We start from the raw sequence: 18,825 nt of genomic DNA, 5'->3' as shown, positions 1-18,825 counted from the left end.
AGACGCTGCATGTGCACCCATTACAAATCCAAAAACACCCGAGGCTTGTATGACCACCCCCGCCGAGCAACTGGAGCAACGGCTGAAGCAACAGAAAATCACCGAAGTCGAATGCGTGGTGAGCGACCTCACCGGCATCGCCCGCGGCAAGATTTCCCCCACCAACAAGTTCCTCGGCGAGGGGGGCATGCGTCTCCCCGAAAGTGTTCTGCTGCAGACGGTCACCGGCGACTTCGTCGATGACGACGTCTACTACGACCTGCTGGACGAAGCGGATATCGACATGGTCTGCCGTCCCGACCCGGATGCCATCTTCCTGGTGCCCTGGGCGCTGGAACCGACCGCGATGGTCATCCACGACACCTTCGACAAGGTCGGCAATCCCATCGAGCTGTCCCCGCGCAACGTGCTCAAGCGCGTGCTCAAGCTCTATGCCGACAAGGGCTGGAGCCCAGTCGTGGCGCCGGAGATGGAGTTCTACCTGACCAAGCGCAGCAGCGACCCGGACTTCCCGCTGGAAGCACCCGTCGGCCGCTCGGGCCGCCCAGAAAGTGGCCGCCAGAGCTTCTCCATCGACGCCGCCAACGAGTTCGACCCGCTGTTCGAAGACGTCTACGACTGGTGCGAACTGCAGGGCCTGGACCTGGATACGCTGATCCACGAGGACGGCCCGGCGCAGATGGAAATCAACTTCCGTCACGGCGACGCGCTGAGCCTGGCCGACCAGATCATCGTGTTCAAGCGCACCATGCGCGAAGCCGCGCTCAAGCATGACGTCAGCGCCACTTTCATGGCCAAGCCGATCACCGACGAGCCCGGCAGCGCCATGCACATTCACCAGAGCGTCCTGGACATCGCCACCGGCCAGAATATCTTCGCCGCTGAAGACGGCTCCATGAGCCAGCTGTTCCTGCATTACATCGGCGGCCTGCAGAAGTACATCCCGAAAGTGCTGCCGATGTTCGCGCCCAACGTGAACTCCTTCCGCCGTTTCCTGCCGGACACCTCCGCGCCTGTGAACGTGGAGTGGGGCGAAGAGAACCGCACCGTGGGCCTGCGCGTCCCCGCCGCGCCGCCGATCGCCATGCGCGTGGAAAACCGCCTGCCGGGCGCCGACGCCAACCCGTACCTGGCGCTGGCCGCCAGCCTGCTCTGTGGCTACCTGGGCATGATCGAGCAGATCAACCCCAGCGCCGCCGTCCAGGGCCGTGCCTACGAGCGCCGCAACCTGCGCCTGCCGATCACCATCGAGGACGCGCTGCAGCAGATGGAAGACTGCGCCGTGCTCAAGGAATTCCTCGGCGAGAAGTTCGTGCAGGGCTACGTGGCGGTCAAGCGCACCGAGCACGAGAACTTCAAGCGCGTGATCAGCTCCTGGGAGCGTGAGTTCCTGCTGCTGAGCGTCTGATTCCGCGTCACCGACTTCACAACAACAATTCGGGAGTCCCCATGAGACTGCTGCGCACCCTTGCGCCCTTCGCCCTGGCAGCCCTTGCCTCGGCCGCACACGCTGCACCGACGGTCAGCATCTACAACTGGACCGACTACATCGCTCCGGACACCCTCGTGGGCTTCCAGAAGACCACCGGGGTCAAACCGGTGTACGACGTCTTCGACTCCAACGAGACCCTGGAAGGCAAGCTGCTGGCAGGCCGTTCCGGCTACGACGTGGTGGTGCCATCCAACCACTTCCTGACCCGCCAGGTGCAGGCCGGCGTGTTCCTCGAACTCGACCGCAGCCAGTTGCCGAACTGGAAGCACCTGGACCCGACGCTGCTCAAGCTGCTGGAACAGAACGACCCGGGCAACAAGCACTCGGTGCCCTACCTGTGGGGCACCAACGGCATCGGCTACAACGTCGCCAAGGTCAAGGAAGTGCTGGGCGTCGACAAGATCGACTCCTGGTCGGTGCTGTTCGAGCCGGAGAACATCAAGAAGCTCCAGGCGTGCGGCGTGGCCTTCATGGACTCGCCCGACGAGATGATCCCCTCGGTACTCAACTACCTGGGCCTGGATCCCAACAGCACCAACCCGGCGGACTATCCCAAGGCCGAGGCGAAGCTGGTGGCGGTGCGCCCGTACGTCACCTACTTCCACTCGTCCAAGTACATCTCGGACCTGGCCAACGGCAACATCTGCGTGGCCTTCGGCTACTCCGGCGACGTCTTCCAGGCCGCCGCCCGCGCCAAGGAAGCCAAGAACGGCATCGAGATCGCCTACAGCATTCCCAAGGAAGGCGCGAACCTGTGGTTCGACCTGATGGCAATTCCTTCCGATGCCGGTCATCCGGAGCAGGCTCTGGCGTTCATCAACTACGTCCTCGATCCGAAGGTGATAGCCGGCATTAGCGAGTATGTCGGCTACCCCAGCGCCAACGCTGACGCCAAGACCCTTCTGCCCGAGGAAATGCAGAACAACCCCGAGGTCTACCCGAGCCAGGCCGTGCTCGACAAGCTGTACATCGCCAAGGCGCCGCCGCCCAAGATCATGCGCCTGATGACCCGCAGCTGGAGCAAGATCAAGTTCAACCAATGAAACGAGAAAGTCCCATGAAGCACACCGAGGAGCACGCCGCGTCCTATTACGCCGCGACCGCCCGTGATCGTCAGCAGTACCCTTCCCTCAACGGGGATGTGCGGGCGGACGTCTGCGTGATCGGCGGCGGCTTCACCGGCGTGAACGCCGCCCTGGAGCTGGCCCGTCGCGGCCACTCCGTGGTGCTGCTGGAAGCCCGGCGCATCGGCTGGGGAGCCAGCGGGCGTAACGGCGGGCAGTTGATCCGCGGCATCGGCCACGACGTCAGCGGCTTCGCCAAGTACGTCGGCGAAGAAGGCGTGCGCTACCTGGAGCAGGCGGGTGTCGATTCGGTGGCCCTGGTCGCCGAGCGCATCGCCGAACTGGGCATCGAGTGCGACCTGCGCTGGGGCTTCTGCGAGCTGGCCAATACCCCGGCGCAGTATGCCGCCATGGTCCGCGAGCAGGAGTCGCTGAGCACCTCGGACTACCCGCACGAGACCCGTCTGGTGCCGCCAGAGCGCATGCGCGAAGTGGTCGCCAGCGATCTCTACGCCGGCGGCCACATCGACATGGGTTCGGGCCATCTGCACCCGCTCGACCTGGTGAAGGGCGAGGCCCGCGCGGCCAAGGCCTTCGGCGCGCAGATCTTCGAGCAAAGCCCGGTGCTGCGCATCGAGCATGGCACCACGGCCGTGGTGCACTGCGCCCAGGGCCGCGTGCTGGCGAACACCCTGGTGCTTGGCTGTAACGCTCACCTCGACGAGCTGGAGCCGAAGCTCACCGGCAAGGTACTGCCCGCCGGCAGCTACGTGGTGGCCACCGAGCCGTTGTCCGAGGAACTGGCAGCGCAGCTGATCCCGCAGAACATGGCGCTGTGCGACCAGAAGGTCGGGCTGGACTACTACCGCCTGACGGCCGACCGTCGCCTGCTGTTCGGCGGCGCCTGCCACTACTCGGGGCGCGACCCAGCGGACATCGGCGCCTACATGCGGCCGAAGGTGCTCAAGGTGTTCCCGCAGCTGGAGCAGGTGAAGCTCGACTACCAGTGGGGCGGCATGATCGGCATCACAGCCAATCGCTTCCCGCAGGTCGGCCGGCTGAAGAACCATCCGAACGTGTACTTCGCCCAGGGCTATTCCGGCCACGGACTGAACGTCACACACTGGTCAGCCAAGCTGCTCGCCGAAGCCATCCACCAGGGTGAGAGCAAGGGGCTGGACCTGTTCAGCGCCGTGCCGCACCTGACCTTCCCCGGCGGCAAGCTGCTACGTTCGCCGCTGCTGGCGCTGGGCATGGCGTGGTATCGGGTGCGCGAGTTGCTCGGCTGATCGCTGGCGCTGCTGTAAACGAAAAAGCCCCCGATTCGGGGGCTTTTATCTTCTGCGGCGGACTGCATCCGTGATGGTCCGGCGCGCTGGCTGTCGCAGGCACGGCCAGCTCCTACACGGAAGGTCCGTAGCTCCATAGTAGGAACGGGCCATGCCCGCGATCCGCGGACAATGTCCGCGCCCATGACGGGTCGCCGCTACCAGACCCGACCGCCCTGCTTCGCCGTGGTCTTCGGATACTCGCCGAACAGCGCGAAATACGACTGGGAAAAACGCCCCAGGTGCCAGAACGACCACTTCATCGCCACCTCGGCCACGGTCATGCCGGATTCCGCAGCGGCCAGCAGGTCGCGGCGCGCGGCGTTCAGGCGGCGATTGCGCAACCAGACAATGGGCGGAATGCCGGCATAATGCAGGAACGACTGCTGCAGCGTACGCGGAGAAACGCCCACCTTGGCGGCGAGATCAGCCATGCCGAATTGCTCGTCGGGGCAGTCGTTCACCACTTCCTTGACCCGCTGCACCACACGTTTGGCCTGGACGATGGAACGCGCGCGGCGTTCGCCATCCAGGGGCGCTTCGCACAGCAGCGAGAAACAGTGGGAGACGATGCTCTGGGCCATGCCCGGCGCATCCATTGGATCGTCACCGGACGAAGCGCCGGTGAGCAGGTTGCTCAGCGAGGTCGCCACCGACTGGCAGTGGCCCGAGCGCAGCGGCGTCAGCACCAGGTCGGCAAACGCGTCGGCCGGCTGGCCCCAATTCGCCGATTCCTTGATTACCACCGCCACCTCGCGGTAGTTCTCGGGAGTGACCCAGGCGTTGCGGGTTTCCCCGTCGAGCAGGTAGAGGGCGTTGTCGGACATGTCGAAGCTGAATACCAGCGCGCCGGGCGGGGCGTGGAATTCCTGCTCCACGCGCAGGTTCATCTGCTCTTCAAAGAGCTCGATCCCCTCGACTTCGGCGTGCAGGATGCGCCCGGCAAATCGCCCGGCGGACATCTGCGTGTACTGCTGTTCCCAACCAGGAATGGCTATGCGCTGCTGATCTACTTCTTGTGCTTCGACAACCCGGATCGCCATACCCAGCCCTGCTGGTTTTTTCAGATGGGGAAGGCTAACAACCGGCGTGATACCCGTGCAAGATCTCGAACAGCAATGGCGCGCGCTAATTACTCGCTCAGACGAGAAATCCGCCGACCGGAGCTGGCAATCAGGTCGGTCGCCCGCGCACGCAGCTGGCCGCAACCACCATCGACATCCTGCCCGGCGCTGTTGCGCACCTTGGTCAGTACGCCGCGACTGTGCAGGTAGCGGACGATCTCGACGATGCGTTCAGCGTCCGGGCGCTGGTACTGGTCGCCTTCCAGCGCGTTGAAGGGGATCAGGTTGAGCACGCCGAACTTGCCCTTGAGCAGGCGCAGGATGCCGTCGAGTTCTTCCTGGCTGTCGTTGATGCCCTTGAGCAGCGTCCACTGGTATTGGATCGGGTAGTCCGTGGCGCGCGCATAGGCCTCGCCCTGCTCCACCAGTTCCTCGGGCGTAAGCTTCGGAGCGCGCGGCAGCAGGTGCTCACGCAGCTCGGCGTTGCTGGTATGCAGCGACAGCGCCAGGGCCGGCTTGATCCGCTGCTGGGGAAGGCGCTCGAAGACGCGCGGGTCGCCGACAGTGGAGAACACCAGGTTCTTGTGGCCGATACCGCCGTCGGTGCCGAGACGGTCGATGGCTTCGAGCACGTTATCGAGGTTGTGCGCCGGCTCGCCCATGCCCATGAACACCACCTTTTTCACCGGCCGTACACGCCGTGCCAGCACCAGCTGGGCGACGATTTCGGTGGTGGAAAGCTGGCGCAGCAGACCGCTCTTGCCGGTCATGCAGAAGCGGCAGCCCACGGCGCAGCCAACCTGGGTTGACACGCACACGCCGCCGCGCGGCAAGAGCACGCTCTCCACCATCTGCCCGTCGGCCAGACGCACCAGCAGGCGCTCGGAGTTGTCGCCACCGGGATGACGCGAATGAATGGTCGCCAGGGCGTCCAGCTCGGCGGCGATCTGCGCCACGCCATTGCGCACACTCAGCGGCAGGAAATCCTCGGTCGCCTGCCGCTTGGTGCCGGCATCCAGCGGCCTGCCCTGCAGCCAGGCGCGCAGCATCCGAGCGCGGTGCATGGGCAGCGCGCCGAGGTCGGCGAGGCGTTGTTCGAGGTCACAGATTCGCATGGGGCGCGAATCCTACCACCCGGCGCCGATGCGGCGTAGCGCTGCCGGTCGAAGGCGCTGAAATATCCGTCGTAGAGGCCTCGCTATGGCAACCCCGCGCATCCTCCTTTGAGATTCGTCTTATTCAGCAACCGTTCATCGGGCCCTACAGTGCCGCCGCCCCCAATCCAATGCAAAAAGGGGCATTTGCATACAAGGAGTAAGCATGAAGAATTTCCTGAGCGCCGCCGCACTCGTCTCGGTCGCCGCACTCGCCACCGGCTGCACCAGCTACAACGTCAGCCAGCCGATCGCCCCGATCGCCGGCGCCGTCAAGACCGACCTGAAGGCAGACGTCGCCGTCGGTGGCCCGATCAGCGGCCAGTCCCAGGTCAACATCCTGTTCGGCTTCATCAAGTTCGGCGGCGACAGCCAGTATGCCGATGGCGTGACCTACGGCGCCGAAAGCGGTTCGGGCATGAGCCTGGCTGCCTTCGACCCGGTTTCCTCGGTCAAGGCTGCTGCCGCGTACAAGGCCGTGAAGAGCTCCGGTTCCGATCTGATCGTTGCGCCGCGCTACGAAGTGAACGTGCAGGATTACTTCATCTTCAAGAAGGTGGACGTCAAGGTCACCGGCAACAAAGGCAGCATCAACAACATTCGTTGATGGACGCCGGGCGGGGCACGGTGCCCCGCCTTCGGCTGGAGCGAATGCGGAGGCAATGCTAGGGTCAGCGCATTTCACTACAGGACGCCGCCATGCACAGGACCGCCCCAATCCTATTCGCTGTTCTCCCTCTCCTCGTCACGGGCCTCGCCCAGGCCGCTCCACCGGACTTTGACGCCAAGGTGAACAAGCTCGCCCAGCAGGTCATGCGCGAGCAGAACATTGCCGGCCTGGCCATAGGCGTCACCGATCACGGCGAGCAGCGCTTCTACAACTTCGGCGTGGCGTCGAAGGAGAGCAAGCAGCCGGTGAGCAGCGACACGCTGTTCGAGATCGGCTCGGTGAGCAAGACCTTCACCGCCACCCTCGCCGGCTTCGCCCAGGCCGCGGGCAAGCTCAAGCTGGAGGACAGCCCGACGCGCTATCTGAAGGAGCTGCGCGGCAGTGCGCTGGACAAGGTGACGCTGATCCAGCTCGCCACCCACACCGCCGGCGGCTTCCCGCTGCAACTGCCCGACGAGGTGAAGACGCCCCGGCAGCTCACCGACTACTACAGGAATTGGCAGCCGCAATACCCCGCCGGCAGCCAGCGCAGCTACGCCAACCCCAGCATAGCCCTGCTCGGCATCGTCACCGCGAAAGCGCTCGACGTGCCGTTCAAAACCGCGATGCAGCGCAACGTGTTCGCGCCGCTGGGGCTGAGCAACACTCACATCGACGTGCCGGTCACCCGACAAGCCATCTACGCCCAGGGATACGACAAGGACGATTCGCCGGTACGGGTGAACCCCGACCAGATCGCCGACGAGGCCTATGGAGTGAAATCCAGCAGCCGCGACCTGCTGCGTTTCGTCCAAGTGCAGCTGGGCGAGGTGAAGCTCGGCGACAAGTTGCGAGCGGCGGTGGACGCCACGCGCACCGGCTACTACCAGGTTGGCCCGATGACCCAGGACCTGATCTGGGAGCAGTACGCCTACCCACCCAAGCTCGCCGAACTGCAGCAGTACAACGGCAGCAGCATGCTGGACACCCAGCCGGTGACCGCCCTGCGCAAACCGCTGCCACCGCAGCAGGACGTCTGGGTGAACAAGACCGGCGCCACCGGCGGTTTCGGCACCTACGTCGCCTTCGTCCCGTCGAAGCAGCGAGGCATCGTCATCCTCGCCAACCGCAACTATCCCAATGAAGTGCGGGTGAAGCTGGCCTGGGACATTCTTTCGAAACTCGATTGAGCCGCCGTGCCAGCGGCGACGGCGAATAACCCGTTCCGGGTTATTCGCCCTACGAGGCCGCGCATGGTCGACCCGCTCTGCGGTGCTTTTCGTAGGAGCGAGCTTGCTCGCGAACAGCCCTGCTGCGGTGCCACGCGGTTAGCGAGCAAGGACTGGGCGTCCCCCTCGGTCCTGCAGCCCGACCGTGCTTGGGCGCCGCGCCTGTATCGATGGCGATGATGTTCTGAATCAAAATGCCGGTAATGCTCCCTGGCCGCGGAAGCGTTAGCGTGGTGCCCTGACGAAATCCGCCACCCGAGGATCAGTGCCTTGCCCCGTCTCCCACTGCAACGCGCGCCCATCGACGACTACAGCCACTCGCCGCATTACATTGCCGGGAGATTCCGCAACCTCAAGGCACGCCCGGCCGATATGCCTGAACCGAGCGCAAAAGTGCTCTGGGATGTGCTGTTCAACAAACCGAAGAACACTGTACCTCGCGCCCCGGTGCCGGTGCGCGCGCTGAGCCGCGACGAACTGGAGCAGGCGCCCGACCGCAGCCTCTACCGCCTCGGCCATTCCACCCTGCTGATCAAGTTGCGCGGCGGCTGGTGGCTGACCGACCCGGTATTCTCCGAACGCGCCTCGCCCTTCAGCTTCGCCGGACCCAAGCGCTTCCACGCGCCGCCGATTGCCCTGCACGACCTGCCACCGATCCGCGGTGTGATCCTCTCCCACGACCATTACGATCACCTCGACCGCGCGACCATCGCCGTGCTGGCCGAGCGCGCGGAGGTCTTCATCACCCCGCTGGGCGTCGGCGACCGCCTGCTCGACTGGGGCGTGCCGGCAGAGAAAATCCGCCAGCTGGACTGGTGGCAGAGCACCACGGTGGACGGCTTGTGCCTGACCGCGACACCGGCGCAGCATTTCTCCGGCCGCGGCGTGCGCGACGGCAACCGCACTCTGTGGTGCTCCTGGGTCATCGAGGACGACAGCCTGCGCATCTTCTTCAGCGGTGACACCGGCTATTTCGACGGTTTCACCGAGATCGGCCGGCGCTTCGGTCACTTCGACCTGACGTTGATGGAAACCGGTGCCTACAACGAACACTGGCCCTATGTACACATGCACCCGCAGCAGACCGTACAGGCGCACCAGGACCTCAACGGCCGCTGGCTGCTGCCGATCCACAACGGCACCTTCGACCTGGCCATGCACGCCTGGTACGAACCCTTCGAGCGCGTACTGGAAATCGCTGGCGAGCGCGGGCTCACCGTCACCACGCCGATGATGGGTGAGCGCATCGACCTCGAGGCGCCCCATCAGGGCGAGCGTTGGTGGCGCGGCGTGGTGGCCGAGGAAGCCCGTGCACCGGCGCCGCGCTGTGGCAGCCGCGCTGCACGAGAAAACTGAGTCCTTGCAGGTTGCGAAATCAGTCGCTGGCCAACTCGAATAGTTGCCAGCGCACTGAGCTGACGCCCTTCTCCAGGCTGATGCGACTGACCATGCGCTCCAACTGGCCGGCGGCACCATGGCCACCGAGCAGCTCGGCACGCACTTCCAGTTTCGCCGGGTTGGCCTGGTCCTCGCTGTGCAGCGATTGAAGGCGCAGTTCGCTGCTGTCCAGGCTGTGCAGCATCAGGCTGCGCACCTGGATCTCGTCTTCGGCGCGACAGATGATGGCGACGCCATAACGCTGCTCCGCCTCGCTGGCCGGCAGGACGTCCTGATGGTTGATGCGCTGCGCGATGTCACGCAGCAGGATGTTGGCGCAAAGCACCACCACGCTGCCCAGCGCCGCTTCCAGCAGCAACCCCATGCTGCACAGCACACCGATGGCGGCGGTGCACCAGAGCGTTGCGGCGGTGTTCAGGCCACGCACGTTCAGGCCATCGCGCATGATCACGCCACCACCAAGGAAGCCGATCCCCGACACCACGTACGCAGCGATACGCGGCGCATCGGCCGATAGCCCCGGCATGGCCTGGGTCATCAGCACGAACAGACAGGCACCGGTGCTGACCAGCGCGTTGGTGCGCAGGCCGGTGAGGCGCTGGCGCAGCTGGCGTTCGGCGCCGATCAGGGCGCCCAGAATGAGTGCCGCGGCAACCCGCAGCAGGAAGATTTTCCAATCCATACTCCACCTCGTTCGCGGCGCACGGCCGCCCCATGCGCCGAGCGATGCCGGCGCGTATTCGGGTGGTGAATTGCGAGAGGGCGAAGGGCCGGATCGGCCCCGCAGGGGAATGGTGAGACGTCATCCCGTGACGGGATGCGTATCGCCACTGTCCGCAACGCAGCGAGACAGTGGCAGGGTTCTGCCGGACGGCTCGCTGTTCAGGCCTGTCGCAATCGACCAGGGCAAGTGTCCAAGGCAGGACTCCTTCGTGAATTAAAAAAAGCGACCGGACCCGGTGTGAGCACTGCCCGGGACAGCTCCGGCCGCGAGTCGTCATCATCGCCGAGCTGCCTTAAGGTTTCCTTAGCCGGCTATCGGCCCTACCATGAGCACCCGCACGAACATCACTGGTTATCTGCATGTCGTCCACCGTCACCACCCGGGAACACTGGATCATCAGCGAGAAGGGCCAGCTGTTTGCCCAGGACTGGACGCCCACCGAAACCGTCGGCGAACCCATCCTGCTGCTGCATGACTCGCTCGGCTGCGTGACCTTGTGGCGCGATTTCCCGGAGCAGCTCGCGCGCAGAACCGGTCGCCAGGTGATCGCCTACGACCGCCTCGGTTTCGGCCGCTCCGAGCGCTATCCCGGCGCTCTGCCGCTGGACTTCATAGACGATGAGGCGCGCACCTTCATCCCCCTGGTGCAAGAGCACTTCGGTTTCGAGCGTTGCGTGGTGTTCGGCCACAGTGTCGGCGGCGCCATGGCGGTGGCCTGTGTGGCACAGCATCCGCAGACCTGCGCGGCGCTGATCACCGAATCGGCCCAGGCCTTCGTCGAGCATCGCACCCGCGATGGTATCCGCGCCGCCGAAGTGGAGTTCGCCCGCGAAGGCCAGTTTGAGCGCCTGCAGAAGTACCACGGCCACAAGGCCTTCTGGGTGCTGCGTGCCTGGGTCGATACCTGGCTTTCCGAGGATTTCAGCGACTGGAACCTGGATGCTGAACTGGCGCAGGTGAAGTGCCCGATCCTTAGCATGCACGGCGAGCAGGACGAGTACGGCTCGGCCGCACACCCGGAGCGTTTAACCTCGGTCCCCGGCGTGCCAACGATGCTCAGGCTGCTGCCCGACTGCGGCCACGTTCCGCACCGCGAGCAACAGCCGGCGGTGCTACAGGTGGTCGACGAATTCCTTCAGCGTTATCTGCCCTAGGCCCCGTCGCGCGTGGGCTACGGCGGCTACCGTCTGGCTGGAAAGTTGAATCTAATTCTGCGCGGCACAGTCACAGCGACAGACTGATTTCGCTTCGCAGGTAGGTTCGCACATGTGCCGCCTTCTTCTTCCGTTGTTGCTGCTCACCCTGTTGGCGCCCTCTTCCTTCGCCGCCTCCATCGGCACCTCCACCGACGAGAAAGCCCAGGCCGCGGTGAACAAGGCCGAAGTGCTGGAGCAGCAGGTCGCCCACCCGGCGTCGGCGGTGACCAGCCCGGCGCCCATCAGCAAATCCGAGGTCAAGGCGCTGGACCCAGCCGGCAAGGCGCCGCTGGACGACGCCATCGTCTGCCTGTCGCGGACCATCTACTGGGAAGCCAAGGGCGGCGGCAAGGCGGACATGGAGGCAGTGGCCAACGTGGTGCTCAACCGCATGGGCCACGGCGGCTTCCCCGACACCGTGTGCGGCGTGGTAAAGCAGGGCCAGGCACAGAAGCACTGCCAATTCTCCTGGTGGTGCGACGGTCGCTCCGACCAGGTAGAAGAGAAGAACCGCTATGACATTGCCAAGGAAATCGCCCGCCGGGCGCTGAACCAGCAGCTGCGCGACCGCACGCGCGGCGCCATGTACTTCCACGACCGCCACGCCTCGCCTGGCTGGGCGAAGGAATACATCCGCACGGCAGAGACCGACGAGTTCGTCTTCTACAAGCCGCGCGGCAGTAACGCGCGCTAGCCCGCAGAGCCGTCGCGCTGCGCGTCCATCCAGCGCACCAGGGCCTCGCCGAATTCCGGCGGCGCCTTGCGTCCGACACGGCGAGCCAGGTCCAGCACGGTCTGCTGGGCCAGGGCTTCTTCCATGCGCTTCTGCGCGGTGAGCATGACCGCGTGGATAGAGCAGGTGCCGCACGTCGCCCACTCCGGCGGCGAGCCTTCGAACACGGCGCAGCGGCCACGGATGTCGCGGCACTCGAAGATCAGCTTGTCGCCGTCGATGGCCTTGACGATATCCAGTACGGTGATTTCGTCCGCCGGACGCGCCAGGCGGAAGCCGCCGCGCACGCCTTCGGTGGCCGCGACCAGCCCGGCCTTGGCCAGCTTGGTGAAGACCTTGGCGAGCAGCTCCTGGGGCACCCCCTGAAGTTCCGCCAGCATCCGCACGCTGGATTCACGGCTGTCGCCCTTCTCGTCCGTCAGGAACAGCAGGCAGTGGATGCCGTACTCCACGCCCGCACTGTACAAAGCCATTACAAACTCCGACTACATCAGTCGCATTATTTTCAAGCCCTGCCGGGCCTCCGGCAAGCACTTAAGCATGCATTCTGACGATCTGTCACCCGCAGCACGCGGGCCACGACTATCCAGCGCGCCCCACCTCAGTACAGAAGCAGCGGCGGATGCCCGCCCCAACCGTGACGAATGGTCGGAGTTTGCCGCAGAAATCGGTTGCGCCGCATAACTACGACAAATATAGTCGCAGTTATCCGGGGCGAGCCAGGAAGCGAACCGCTCCGATATCAGGCACTCGGGAACCCCACCACCTGGATTCATCCTTTTCGTCGGAGAGCACCATGAAACAACGCATCCTGATCGTCGGCACCGGTTTCGCGGGCATGTGGAGCGCGCTGAGCGCCGCGCGTCTGCTCGACCTGCACCAGCGCGGCGACATCGAAGTCGCGGTCCTCGCGCCCCAGGCCGAACTGCGCATCCGCCCGCGCTTCTACGAGCCCAACGTGCACCAGATGGCCGCGCCACTGGGCGACCTGTTCGGCGCGGTGGGCGTGAGCTTCATCCAGGGCAGCGCCGAGCAGATCGATGTCGACGGCCGCCAATTGGACTACCGCGACGCCAGTGGCAAGGTCGCCACCCTGGGCTTCGACCGCCTGATCCTCGCCAGCGGCAGCAAGGTCGCCCGCCCCGCCCTGCCGGGCATCGAGCATGCCTTCGACGTGGACGACATCGACCAGGCCGTGCGCCTCGAAAGGCACATCCGCGCGCTGCACCAACTGCCGGAATCCGAAGCGCGCAACACGGTGATCGTGGCCGGCGGCGGCTTCACCGGCATCGAGACCGCCACTGAAATGCCGGCGCGCCTGCGCGAAGTGCTCGGCGCGGACGCCAAGGTGCGCGTCATCGTGGTCGACCGCGGCGCCGAGATTGGCAGCGCACTGGGCGCCACCTCGCAGTCCGTGGTGGCCGAAGCCTCCGCCGAGCTGGGCGTGGAATGGCGCCTGAAGTCCTCGGTGGAATCCATCGACGAGAACGGCGCGACCCTCTCCAGCGGCGAGCGCATCGAGGCGAAAACAGTGATCTGGACCGCCGGCGTACGCGCCAGCTCGCTGACCGAACAGGTTGCCGGCGAGCGCGACCGCCAGGGCCGCCTGCACGTGGACCGCAACCTCAAGGTGATCGGCCAGGACGCGGTGTTCGCCACCGGCGACACGGCTTACGCCGCGACGGACGAAGTCGGCAACTACGCACTGATGACTTGCCAGCATGCCATCTCTCTGGGCCGCTCGGCCGGTAACAACGCCGCCGCCGACCTGCTGGGCGTGGCGCCCATCCCTTACAGCCAGCCCAAGTACGTGACCTGCCTGGACCTGGGAGCCTGGGGTGCGCTGTTCACCGAAGGCTGGGATCGCCAGGTGCGTTTCCAGCGTGAGGAAGGCAAGAAGATCAAGACCGAGATCAACACAGTATGGATCTACCCGCCGGCCGACGATCGCGCCACCGCGCTGGCAGCCGCTGACCCGATGATTCCGGTCGTGGCCTGATGCGTTGAGCAGAGCCCCGGTTGGCGCAAGCCTTCCGGGGATTATTCATGCCCGAATCACATGATCTTCCCTGTAGGAGCAACTGTATTCTTCTGAAAGTCCGCGTCTGGGTTTTCCCTCTCCCACGCCCTGAAGGGAGAGGGTTAGGGTGAGGGGCGATCCGAGCGCAAAGCTATCTGTTAGGAACGGGCAATACCCGCGACCCGCGAGCAGAGCTCGCGAAATCCTCGCAGCCAATCTCAAGTCACCTGCGATCACCGTGATCTGACCTGAGCGCCTGCCTTGCCGGCGGATCGCGAGCGTGGCTCGCTCCTACAGGCGTTGCTTGTTTCGCGGCGCGCAGAGGGATTCAACCATCCGCGCCAACGTATCGATCACTTCCTCGCGCCCCAGCAGCGGCTGAGCCTCGCTCAGGTAGCGCGCAGTGGTGTACTGGACGGAGTTGATGACCACGAAAAGCACCGCCGGCAGGTTGTCGATCCGGTAATCGTCAAAGTGGCGCATCAGGTACTGCCGGCACACCTCCATCATCTGCCGCTCCAAGGACTGGAACACCGGCGCGGAATTGAGCCGGTGCCAGTGTCGCAGCAACTCGCGCTGCGCCGCATCGCCCTCCACCTGCTCGAAGATGCCCTCCAGCACCGCGCGGGTCACGCTGCCGATGTCTGCACCCAATAACGGCGTGACGCGCTGGTGCACCACCTTCATCAGCGTGCCGGCACGCTGCATCAGCAGGGCCTCGACGATCATCTCCTTGTTGGCGAAGTACTGGTAAAGCGAGCCGACGCTCACCCCGGCGCGGCGCGCCACGTGGTTGGTGGTCAGGCCGTCGAGGCCGCGCTCGCCAATCTCCAGCGCCGCCGCCTCGACCAGCACCGCCACCATCTCGCTGGCGCGCTGCTGCGTGGGTTGCTTCCTCATGCCTGCCTCCTGGTGCGAGCCGGATGCGAGTTGAATGCGAGCAAATACTCGCAATAGCGTAATTCGAGGCATTCGCCCGGCCACCCAACCAAGGTATGAATCGATGAGCGCAACCGCCCTGCCAACCCGCCACGGCGCCGACCTGCAGCGCGCCCGACGCACCGCCGCGCCGGTCAAACGTTTCCTCAAGGGACCAAGCGAGCCGGATGCCGCCACCTGGCAGGCCATCGGCGAATCCCTAACGGTAGGCGATGCGCCCATGGATGCGCTGGTGGATTGGATGTTCGATGTCGGGCTCGGCGCCGGTATGCGCCTGTACGAAAAGGCGCTGAGCCAGGGCATCGCCACCATCCCCGAGGCACCCGAAGCGCTGAAGACCTTCTTCGGTCAGGTCGACACGCTGCCCGCCTGGGTCGACCTGCAACGCCTCGAAGAGGGTGCCCGCGCCTGCGGCCTGTCCGGGCTCACCGGCATGCGCGTACTGCGTGACCTGGGCCTGCTGGCCGGCTACCAGGCTTCCGGGATCAACCGCACCCTGGTGCTCACCGGCGCGCTGGAGAAAGGCCCGCAGCGGCGCATCGCGGAAACCACCAAATGGTGGATCGACTGCACCCGTCCCGGCGGCATGGCGCGCGGCGCGGCGGGTTATCGCAGCACGCTGCATGTCCGGCTGGTGCATGCCCTGGTGCGACGGCGGGTTTCACGTCTGGAAGAGTGGGACTTCGCCCAGGACGGCCTGCCAGTCAACCAGGGCGACATGCACGCGACCTACCTGGCCTTCTCGGCGATCTTCCTGATCGGCCAGCGCATGCTGGGTGTGCTCCTGAGTCGGCGCGAGCGCGAAGCCATCATCCACCTCTGGCGCTACATCGCCTGGCTGATGGGCGTCGAGGAGCGCTGGCTGCGCGACAGCGAGAATGACGCGATCCGTGCGCTCTACCACAACCTGCTGTCCCAGGCGCCGCCGGACGACAGCAGTCGCATCCTCGGCTCGGCACTGGTGGACGAGCCGCTGCAACGCCACTACACCAACTTCGCCTGGCTGCGCGGACATTTGAACCGGGCCATCCACCTGAGCATCGCCGGCACCTTCATCGATGCCGACGGCCGTCGCGCCCTCGGCCTGCCCGGCGGCAGCCTGCCCTGGTACCCGCTGCTGACCGCGCCGCCGCGTTTCCTCTTCCACTGCCTGCTACGCGCAGTGCCCGGCGGCCGCGGCTGGCTGGTGCGCCACGGCCTGCAAAGCCAGGAGGACTACCTGCTCACCCTGTTTGGCGGTGCCGATCCACGGCTGGTCTCGCCGACTCACTTGGCAGCCGAAGACGCACGTCCCTGAACGCTGTACGACGAAAAATACGGCACTCGAAGCGCCCTTTCGCGCTCCATTGACGGGAAGGCCTTCGAGGAATTGCCATGAGTACACCACCGGAGCTGCTGGAACTACCGCCTGACCTGCACTACGTCGACGACAGCCTGCCAGGCATCAGCCGGCGACGGCTGCGCGGGCGCTTCGCCTACTTCGACCCCGGCGGCGAGCGCATTCGCGTGGAGGCGGAAATCCAGCGCATCAACCAGCTCGCCATTCCGCCGGCGTACATCGATGTATGGATCTGCATCGACCCGCTCGGCCACCTGCAGGCCACCGGGCGCGACGTGCGCGGGCGCAAGCAGTACCGCTACCACCCGCGCTGGACCGAGGTGCGCGACAGCGCCAAGTACGAACGCCTGCTGCGCTTCGGCGAGAGCCTGCCAGCTCTGCGCCGACGCATCGCGCAAGACCTGGCGCAGCCGGGACTGGGGGCGAAAAAGGTCATGGCCACCGTGGTCGAACTGCTCGACCGCACGCTGATCCGCATCGGCAACCAGCGCTACCGCAAGGAGAATCGCTCTTTCGGCCTCACCACGCTGAGTAATCGCCATGTCGAGGTTCAGGGCGCACGCATCCGCTTTGCGTTTCGCGGCAAGAGCGGCGTGAAGCACAGCGTGGACATCGAACACCCGCGCCTGGCGCGCATCCTCCGGCGCTGCCTGGAACTGCCCGGCCAGCAACTCTTCCAGTACCTGGATGAACAGCGTCAGCGACACATGATCGATTCCCGGGATATCAACGCTTACCTGCGCGAGCACGCCGGCGAGGAATTCACCGCCAAGGACTACCGAACCTGGGCCGGTACCACCCTGGCCCTGGAGTACTGCCGCAAGGCCCGCTGGGAGAACGAGAAAAGCGCCAACCGCCAGCTCAAGGCAATCATCCAGCAGGTCGCCAACGAGTTGGGCAACACCCCGGCGATCTGCCGCAAGTGCTACGTGCATCCACGGGTGATCGAAGCCTTCCTCGCGGGCGAGCTGGTCGGCCTGCGCAAGGCGCGCAAGCGGCAAAATCTCAGTGCCGAGGAAGCCACCCTGCTCGGGTTCCTGGCCCGGCCGCCGTCATGAGAAATCAGGAGGCAACGCGCGCGAGGGCAACGACAGCAAGATTGTTCAAGCCAGGGGCGGCGTTTTTCTGCCACGCTGACGGCACTTAACTGCCTGCAAGAAACGTCCATGCCCCAAGACCAGCTTCCTTCCCGCGCCTTCCTCAGGGGCGCCATCGACATCATGCCGCTGTCGCTCGCGGTCCTGCCCTGGGGCCTGCTCGCCGGTTCCCTGGCCATTGACGCCGGGCTTTCGCCGCTGCACGGCCAGGGCCTGTCGGCCATCGTCTTCGCCGGTGCCGCGCAACTGGTAGCCATCGGAATGCTCAAGGGCGGCGCCGGTTTCTTCTCGATCATGATCACCACGCTGTTGCTGACTTCGCAGCACCTGCTCTACGGGATGACGTTGCGCCCGGTGATAGCCGGCCTGCCGGGGCGCTGGCGCGCGGGGCTGGGCTTTCTGCTCACTGATGAATTGTTCGCCTTGGTCAGCGGCCATGACCGCAACACCTTCAACCGCTGGTACGCGCTGGGCGTCGGCCTGACGTTCTACATCGCCTGGAACCTCTTCACCCTCGCCGGCGTGCTGGTGGGTACCAACATTCCCGGCCTCGAGCACCTCGGGCTGGACTTCTCTATCGCCGCCACCTTCGTCGCGCTGATCGTGCCGGTGGTGAAGAACATCCCGACCGTGGTCTGTGTCGCCGTCTCGCTGTTCTGCTCGGTGCTGCTCAGCTACTGGCAGATCGGCTCGGCACTGGTGCTTTCCGGCCTGGCGGGGATGTTCGCCGGCTTCCTCTGCCAGAAATTCTCGGGGGTGCGCGCATGATGGCCTGGGCAGTGATCTTCGGCATGGGGCTGATTGTGTTCTTCAACCGCTACGTATTCCTCGAACCGCGCCTGCCGATCCGCCTGGGCAGCAACGTGCGGCAGTTCCTCGGCTTTGCCGTGCCGGGGATGCTCACGGCGATCTGCGGACCGATCGTGTTCCTACCCGAGCACCAGCTGAACCTGCGCCAGGACAACCCCTACCTGCTCGGCGCCATCGTCGCCGTGGCGCTGGTGCTGTGGACGCGCAACGTGCTGCTCAGCGTGCTGCTCAGCATGGGCGCGTTCTATCTGCTGCGCTGGTGGCTATAGGGGCTGGCGGCAAAGGCCCGAAAAAAAGCCCCGGCACATGACCGGGGCTTTTTCATTCAGGGCGGGCCGTCAGGGATTGGCGATTTCACCGCGCTGCCACTGCTCCTCGCGGCTGGCCAGGCCCTGACCGATATCGCTGAGCGAATCTGACTTCAACTGTGACGGAAGCGGATCGAGGCCCACGCTGGCGAATACCTGGCCGTAGGCGTTGCGCAGCTCGGCATAGGCCAGGTCGCGCTGCAGGTCAGCCTGCAGGTTGTTCAGCTCGCCCTGGATCAGCTCCAGTTCGCCGATGCCCTGGGCCTGGTGACGATTGCGCA

18 protein-coding genes and 1 pseudogene are annotated in these 18,825 nt (G+C 65.3%); 13 read left to right on the top strand and 6 right to left on the bottom strand.

The annotated features are described in order from the left end of the window. Nucleotides 1-49 precede the first annotated feature (49 nt). The 3 genes from IB274_RS04945 to IB274_RS04935 are packed head-to-tail and all read left to right on the top strand — an operon-like array spanning nucleotide 50 to nucleotide 3,845. Nucleotides 50-1,408 (top strand): glutamine synthetase family protein, encoded by a 1,359-nt coding sequence (locus tag IB274_RS04945; protein ID WP_192430949.1) that lies wholly within the window; start codon nucleotides 50-52, stop codon nucleotides 1,406-1,408. A gap of 41 nt (nucleotides 1,409-1,449) precedes the next feature. Next, complete coding sequence (locus tag IB274_RS04940; protein WP_192430948.1) at nucleotides 1,450-2,535, top strand: polyamine ABC transporter substrate-binding protein; 1,086 nt, start codon at nucleotides 1,450-1,452, stop codon at nucleotides 2,533-2,535. A 14-nt stretch (nucleotides 2,536-2,549) separates the two neighbouring features. Beyond that, nucleotides 2,550-3,845, top strand: coding sequence for an NAD(P)/FAD-dependent oxidoreductase (locus tag IB274_RS04935; protein ID WP_192430947.1), 1,296 nt, complete (start codon nucleotides 2,550-2,552; stop codon nucleotides 3,843-3,845). Nucleotides 3,846-4,042: 197 nt separating this feature from the next. On the opposite strand, the gene IB274_RS04930 is transcribed toward IB274_RS04935, so the two are convergent. Continuing rightward, a complete protein-coding gene (locus IB274_RS04930; protein ID WP_192430946.1) occupies nucleotides 4,043-4,927 on the bottom strand; it encodes a helix-turn-helix domain-containing protein in 885 nt (294 codons plus the stop codon). An 89-nt stretch (nucleotides 4,928-5,016) separates the two neighbouring features. Next, nucleotides 5,017-6,063 carry an RNA methyltransferase gene (locus IB274_RS04925; RefSeq protein WP_192430945.1) on the bottom strand — a complete coding sequence of 349 codons (1,047 nt, stop codon included), beginning with the start codon at nucleotides 6,061-6,063 and terminating at the stop codon, nucleotides 5,017-5,019. 205 nt (nucleotides 6,064-6,268) lie between these two features. Here IB274_RS04925 and IB274_RS04920 point away from each other — a divergent pair, with 205 nt between their 5' ends. The 3 genes from IB274_RS04920 to IB274_RS04910 all read left to right on the top strand — a co-directional run bounded on the left by IB274_RS04920 (nucleotide 6,269) and on the right by IB274_RS04910 (nucleotide 9,336). Then, the gene (locus IB274_RS04920; protein ID WP_192430944.1) at nucleotides 6,269-6,709 is read left to right on the top strand and encodes a hypothetical protein; all 441 of its coding nucleotides are present in this window, start codon (nucleotides 6,269-6,271) and stop codon (nucleotides 6,707-6,709) included. 92 nt (nucleotides 6,710-6,801) lie between these two features. After that, entirely contained in the window at nucleotides 6,802-7,941 is a 1,140-nt protein-coding gene (gene ampC, locus IB274_RS04915) for a class C beta-lactamase (protein WP_192430943.1), read from the top strand. Between the two features lie 309 nt (nucleotides 7,942-8,250). Next, nucleotides 8,251-9,336 (top strand): MBL fold metallo-hydrolase, encoded by a 1,086-nt coding sequence (locus IB274_RS04910; RefSeq protein ID WP_192430942.1) that lies wholly within the window; start codon nucleotides 8,251-8,253, stop codon nucleotides 9,334-9,336. 19 nt (nucleotides 9,337-9,355) lie between these two features. On the opposite strand, the gene IB274_RS04905 is transcribed toward IB274_RS04910, so the two are convergent. After that, a complete protein-coding gene (locus IB274_RS04905) occupies nucleotides 9,356-10,060 on the bottom strand; it encodes an MgtC/SapB family protein (RefSeq protein WP_192430941.1) in 705 nt (234 codons plus the stop codon). Nucleotides 10,061-10,461: 401 nt separating this feature from the next. On the opposite strand from IB274_RS04905, the gene IB274_RS04900 reads away from it, so the two are divergent. Continuing rightward, nucleotides 10,462-11,256 carry an alpha/beta fold hydrolase gene (locus IB274_RS04900; protein WP_192430940.1) on the top strand — a complete coding sequence of 265 codons (795 nt, stop codon included), beginning with the start codon at nucleotides 10,462-10,464 and terminating at the stop codon, nucleotides 11,254-11,256. Nucleotides 11,257-11,368: 112 nt separating this feature from the next. After that, complete coding sequence (locus tag IB274_RS04895; RefSeq protein ID WP_192430939.1) at nucleotides 11,369-11,992, top strand: cell wall hydrolase; 624 nt, start codon at nucleotides 11,369-11,371, stop codon at nucleotides 11,990-11,992. Here IB274_RS04895 and IB274_RS04890 read toward each other — a convergent pair. After that, nucleotides 11,989-12,504, bottom strand: coding sequence for an RrF2 family transcriptional regulator (locus IB274_RS04890; RefSeq protein WP_192430938.1), 516 nt, complete (start codon nucleotides 12,502-12,504; stop codon nucleotides 11,989-11,991). The genes IB274_RS04895 and IB274_RS04890 overlap by 4 nt on opposite strands. Nucleotides 12,505-12,827: 323 nt before the next feature. Here IB274_RS04890 and IB274_RS04885 point away from each other — a divergent pair, with 323 nt between their 5' ends. Further along, on the top strand, nucleotides 12,828-14,030 hold the full coding sequence (locus IB274_RS04885; protein WP_192430937.1) for an NAD(P)/FAD-dependent oxidoreductase: 1,203 nt from the start codon (nucleotides 12,828-12,830) through the stop codon (nucleotides 14,028-14,030). Between the two features lie 312 nt (nucleotides 14,031-14,342). Here IB274_RS04885 and IB274_RS04880 read toward each other — a convergent pair whose 3' ends face one another. After that, complete coding sequence (locus tag IB274_RS04880) at nucleotides 14,343-14,951, bottom strand: TetR/AcrR family transcriptional regulator (protein ID WP_192430936.1); 609 nt, start codon at nucleotides 14,949-14,951, stop codon at nucleotides 14,343-14,345. Between the two features lie 103 nt (nucleotides 14,952-15,054). Between IB274_RS04880 and IB274_RS04875 the strand changes: the two genes are divergently transcribed. The 4 genes from IB274_RS04875 to IB274_RS04860 all read left to right on the top strand — a co-directional run bounded on the left by IB274_RS04875 (nucleotide 15,055) and on the right by IB274_RS04860 (nucleotide 18,505). Beyond that, a complete protein-coding gene (locus IB274_RS04875; protein ID WP_192430935.1) occupies nucleotides 15,055-16,287 on the top strand; it encodes an oxygenase MpaB family protein in 1,233 nt (410 codons plus the stop codon). A 77-nt stretch (nucleotides 16,288-16,364) separates the two neighbouring features. Then, nucleotides 16,365-17,387 (top strand): DNA topoisomerase IB, encoded by a 1,023-nt coding sequence (locus IB274_RS04870; RefSeq protein WP_192430934.1) that lies wholly within the window; start codon nucleotides 16,365-16,367, stop codon nucleotides 17,385-17,387. 108 nt (nucleotides 17,388-17,495) lie between these two features. Further along, nucleotides 17,496-18,194 (top strand): AzlC family ABC transporter permease, encoded by a 699-nt coding sequence (locus IB274_RS04865; protein ID WP_192430933.1) that lies wholly within the window; start codon nucleotides 17,496-17,498, stop codon nucleotides 18,192-18,194. Continuing rightward, complete coding sequence (locus IB274_RS04860) at nucleotides 18,191-18,505, top strand: AzlD domain-containing protein (protein ID WP_192430932.1); 315 nt, start codon at nucleotides 18,191-18,193, stop codon at nucleotides 18,503-18,505. The genes IB274_RS04865 and IB274_RS04860 overlap by 4 nt, the downstream gene beginning before the upstream one ends. A 69-nt stretch (nucleotides 18,506-18,574) precedes the next feature. Here IB274_RS04860 and IB274_RS04855 read toward each other — a convergent pair. Continuing rightward, a pseudogene (locus IB274_RS04855) lies at nucleotides 18,575-18,825 on the bottom strand (transporter); the annotation flags it as partial.

Source organism: Pseudomonas sp. PDM18, from assembly GCF_014852585.1.
Taxonomy (GTDB): domain Bacteria; phylum Pseudomonadota; class Gammaproteobacteria; order Pseudomonadales; family Pseudomonadaceae; genus Pseudomonas.
Note: the sequence above shows the minus strand (reverse complement) of the source record. Positions and strands in the feature narration are given on the sequence as shown.